Raw genomic sequence first — 4,217 nt, 5'->3', positions numbered from 1 at the left:
CTTCGCCGAACAGATCGCCAAGCTCGGGCCCGTCACCCACGTACGCCTCAACATCATCCCGGACGGCGGCGTCTCCCGCCTGCGTCTGTGGGGGAGAGTGAAAAAATGAGTGAAACCCTGATCCGGCTGCAGGTCGAGCCGCTGACGCGCGAGGCCTTCGCGCCCTTCGGCGACGTGATCGAGGCGTCCGACGCGGCGCATCACTTCACGATCAACGGCGGCAACACCGAGCGTTACCACGACCTCGCGCACATCGATCCCGGCCCGGACGGCCGCAACATCGTGTCGATCTTCCGCGGCCAGCCGCGCGCACTGCCCTTCACCGTGGAGATAATGGAGCGCCATCCCCTCGGCAGCCAGGCCTTCGTGCCGCTGTCGGGCGCACCCTACCTCGTTGTCGTCGCGCCCGCGGGCGACGCGCCGGGCGTCGAGGACCTGCGCGTGTTCCTCGCGCGCGGCGACCAGGGCGTCAATTACGCCCGCGGCGCGTGGCATCACCCGCTGCTCGCGCTCGACGGCGTGTCGGATTTTCTCGTCATCGACCGCAGCGGCAACGGGCCCAACTGCGACGAAGTACGGCTAGGCGAAGCCGGCGTAATCGATCCGGACCGCTGATCCTCCTCCCCCGCGCGACCTCCCGGTCGCACGCCCGGGTGCCGGCTGGGCAGCGGTCAGCGGACTGCCCCCGGCCCGGCTCGAGACGGGCGACATCGTGGTTCCCGCAGGGCGACGCGGACACGATCCTCGTGTGCGGCTTCCTCGGCTGCGACCTGCACCCTTCAATCCACGATTCAGACGAAGATGCCCCACCAGCGCAAGGTCTGGCCGAAATGCTGACGCACGGCCTCGGCCGCCGCCTGCTCGTCGCCGCGGATGACCGCGTCGATAATCACCAGATGCTCCTCCATCGCCGGCACGATGCGGTCGGGTAGCAGCGGACGCGAATGCTGCATCACCGAGATGCGGTCGCGGTTCTGCGCGTAGATCGCACGCACCGTCGCATTGCCGAGCGACTCCGAGAGCGTGCCGTGCAGCGCCCAGTCGACAGCCATCGCCTCGCGCTGCAGCGACGGTGTGATGCCGTTGCGCGCCGCATCGAGCAGGCGCACATGCACCTCGCGCAGCGCCGCAAGCCGCTTGCCGTCGCCCTGACGCACGAGACGCCGCGCGCCCTCCTGATCGAAGATCAGGCGCAGATCGAAGTATTCGCGGATCAGATCGGGCGTCGCTTCCATCACCGCGACGCCGCGCTTGGGCAGCACATTCAGCAAACCCGCGGACTCGGCGCGCTTGACGGCCTCGCGCACCGGAGCGAGCGGCAGGTCCACCATGCGCGCAAGGTCGGGCATCGACACGAACTGGCCCGCGCGCAGTTGGCCGCCGGTCAGCATCGCCTTCAGCGCGTTGAAGGCCTTTTCGCCAAGCAGCAAACCTTCACCGTCCGGCATGTTCATACGTCTGCCCTCTCCAAGATTACTGAAATGGTACACCGGTGCCACGGCAGGGCAAATGTTGGATGGCATGCGAGCACCATCCATAAAAAAATTTTTTATTGACTAATAAGTGACACGCTAACTAACATGTCAGTACACATTTGAGAACGCATCCGCGGTGGGCACATCGATCCCGTGACCGCTAGCCGGATGGCCGAAGCCCCGGGGCATCCACACCAAAGGCCCGAGACGACACGGCACACGAGCGGTTGCGATAAGCAGCCTACTTCATCCGGTTCGCGAGGTGAGCCATGCATAAACGTTTTCACAAGACCCTGTTCGGCCAAGTGGTCATCGCCCTGATCCTTGGCGTTGTCGTCGGCTTCGCCTGGCCCGAGTTTTCGGTCAGTCTCAAGCCGCTCGGCGACGGCTTCATCAAGCTCATCAAGATGATCATCGCCCCTCTCGTCTTCTGCGTCGTCGTCCACGGCATCTGCAGCACCGGCGACCTGAAGAAGGTCGGCCGGGTCGGAATCAAGGCGGTCGCCTACTTCGAGGTCGTCACCACCTTCGCGCTCGCGCTTGGCATCCTGCTCGCCTACGTGCTGCAGCCCGGCGTCGGCATGAACGTCGACCCGAAGTCGCTGGACGCCTCGGCGATGAGCGGGCTCACCGAGCGCGTGCATCAGGCAACGAGCACCGTCGACTTCCTGATGAAGATCATCCCGGCGACCTTCTTCGACGCCTTCGCCAAGGGCGACATCCTGCAGGTGCTGCTGATCGCGATCCTGTTCGGCTGCGCGGTCGCGGCCCTCGGCGAGCGCGGCAAGCCCGTGACCGCCGCGGTCGACAGCCTCGCGCACGTGTTCTTCAAGCTCATCGGCTTCATCGTCAAACTCGCCCCGCTCGGCGTCCTCGGCGCGATCGCCTTCACCGTCGGCAAGTACGGCATCGGCTCGCTCAAGCAGCTCGGCATGCTGGTCGCCCTCTTCTACCTCACCTGCGCGATCTTCGTCGTCGGCGTGCTCGGCTTCATCCTGCGCCTGGCCGGGTTCAACATCTTCAAGCTGCTGCGCTACCTGCGCGAGGAACTGCTGGTCGTGCTCGGCACCGCCTCGTCCGACTCCGTGCTGCCGCAGGTGATGCGCAAGCTCGAACTCATGGGCATCAAGGATTCGACCGTCGGCCTCGTGATCCCGACCGGCTACTCCTTCAACCTCGACGGCTTCTCGATCTACCTGACGCTCGCCGCGGTGTTCATCGCCCAGGCCACCAACACGCCGCTGTCGCTGGTCGACCTGCTCACGATCCTCGCGATCTCGCTGGTCACCTCGAAAGGCGCCCACGGCGTACCCGGCTCGGCAATCGTGATCCTCGCCGCGACCTTGTCGGCGATCCCCGCGATCCCCGCAATCGGGCTCGTGCTGGTGCTCTCGGTCGACTGGTTCATGGGCATGGCGCGCGCGCTCACCAACATGATCGGCAACTGCGTCGCGACCGTCGTCGTCGGTGTGTGGGAGAAGGACATCGACCGTCAGCGCGCCCATCAGGTCCTTGACGGCCAGATCACGATCGACCTCAACGCGCTGGCCGGCGCGCCGGCGCCCCACGCGACCGTCCCAGGCCCGCTCGCCGCGGAAGCGCTGCCCACCGAACACCTCGCCGTCGCAGCCCGCAGCGCCTGACGCGGCACCCGAACGAACCCACCCGCGGCCGCCAGAGCCGCGGGCATTGAAACCGCCAACCCCGACAAGGAACACATCATGAGTCACAACACCGGCAGCATCCGCATCGCCGAACCCGCCAACCTGCCCGACTGGGCCACCCGCTCGGTGGATCTCGCCAATCCGCGCATCGGCGCCAAGGCGCTGTATGCCTCCGACGACTTCTTCGCCGAAGTCTCGCGCATGCTCAACCCCGAACCGGCCCAGTTCATCCCCGGCAAGTACGACGACAACGGCAAGTGGATGGACGGCTGGGAAACCCGTCGCAAGCGCACCACCGGCCACGACTGGTGCTTCGTGAAACTCGGCCGCAAGGGCACCATCCGCGGCTTCGACGTCGACACCAGCCACTTCACCGGCAACTACGCCCCCGCCGTCTCGATCGAGGCCACCGTCTCGGACTCGGACGACGTCGCGGCGCTGAAGGACGCGAAGTGGGTCGAGATCCTGCCCTCGACCTCGCTCTCGGGTAACAGTCACCACCTGCTGCAGGCGAACTCCGACGCGGCGTACACCCACCTGCGCGTGAACATCTACCCCGACGGCGGCATCGCGCGCCTGCGCGTGTATGGCCAACCGGTGGGCGTGTTTGAGAACGTCGGCGATCAACTCGTCGATCTGGTCGCGCTGGAAAACGGCGGCCGCCCCGTGGCGTGGAACGACGCGCACTTCGGCACCGCCGCCAACCTGATCCTGCCCGGACGCGGCATCAACATGGGCGACGGCTGGGAAACCCGCCGCCGCCGCGAGCCCGGCTCCGACTGGTGCATCCTGCAGCTGGGTGCGGCCGGCACAATCGAGAAGATCGAAGTCGACACCGCCCACTTCAAGGGCAACTACCCCGACCGCTGCTCCATCCAGGCCGCCTTCGTCGAGGGCGGCACCGACCAGTCCGTGATCACCCAGAGCATGTTCTGGCCCGTGCTGCTGCCCGAACAGAAGCTCTCCATGGACGCCATCCACAGCTTCGCCGAACAGATCGCCAAGCTCGGGCCCGTCACCCACGTACGCCTCAACATCATCCCGGACGGCGGCGTCTCCCGCCTGCGTCTGTGGGGGA

4 protein-coding genes and 1 pseudogene are annotated in these 4,217 nt (G+C 66.4%); 4 read left to right on the top strand and 1 reads right to left on the bottom strand.

Features of this window, described 5'->3' with window-relative positions:
* Window positions 1–109, top strand: a pseudogene (locus F464_RS32120) (allantoicase); the annotation flags it as partial.
* Window positions 106–615, top strand: a complete 510-nt coding sequence (locus tag F464_RS0127560) for an ureidoglycolate lyase (RefSeq protein WP_018993097.1) — start codon at window positions 106–108, stop codon at window positions 613–615. The pseudogene F464_RS32120 and the gene F464_RS0127560, both read left to right, overlap by 4 nt.
* A 176-nt stretch (window positions 616–791) precedes the next feature.
* Here F464_RS0127560 and F464_RS0127555 read toward each other — a convergent pair whose 3' ends face one another.
* Window positions 792–1,454, bottom strand: a complete 663-nt coding sequence (locus F464_RS0127555) for a GntR family transcriptional regulator (RefSeq protein ID WP_018993096.1) — start codon at window positions 1,452–1,454, stop codon at window positions 792–794.
* A gap of 290 nt (window positions 1,455–1,744) precedes the next feature.
* On the opposite strand from F464_RS0127555, the gene F464_RS0127550 reads away from it, so the two are divergent.
* Together F464_RS0127550 and alc are read left to right on the top strand one after the other, a co-directional pair.
* Window positions 1,745–3,118, top strand: a complete 1,374-nt coding sequence (locus F464_RS0127550; RefSeq protein ID WP_018993095.1) for a C4-dicarboxylate transporter DctA — start codon at window positions 1,745–1,747, stop codon at window positions 3,116–3,118.
* Between the two features lie 78 nt (window positions 3,119–3,196).
* Window positions 3,197–4,217: allantoicase (gene alc, locus F464_RS0127545; RefSeq protein ID WP_018993094.1), on the top strand; the 1,021-nt coding region annotated here is incomplete at its 3' end.

This window comes from Aromatoleum toluclasticum ATCC 700605 (genome assembly GCF_000378245.1).
Lineage (GTDB): Bacteria > Pseudomonadota > Gammaproteobacteria > Burkholderiales > Rhodocyclaceae > Aromatoleum > Aromatoleum toluclasticum.
This window is presented reverse-complemented; position numbering and strand designations above follow the sequence as displayed.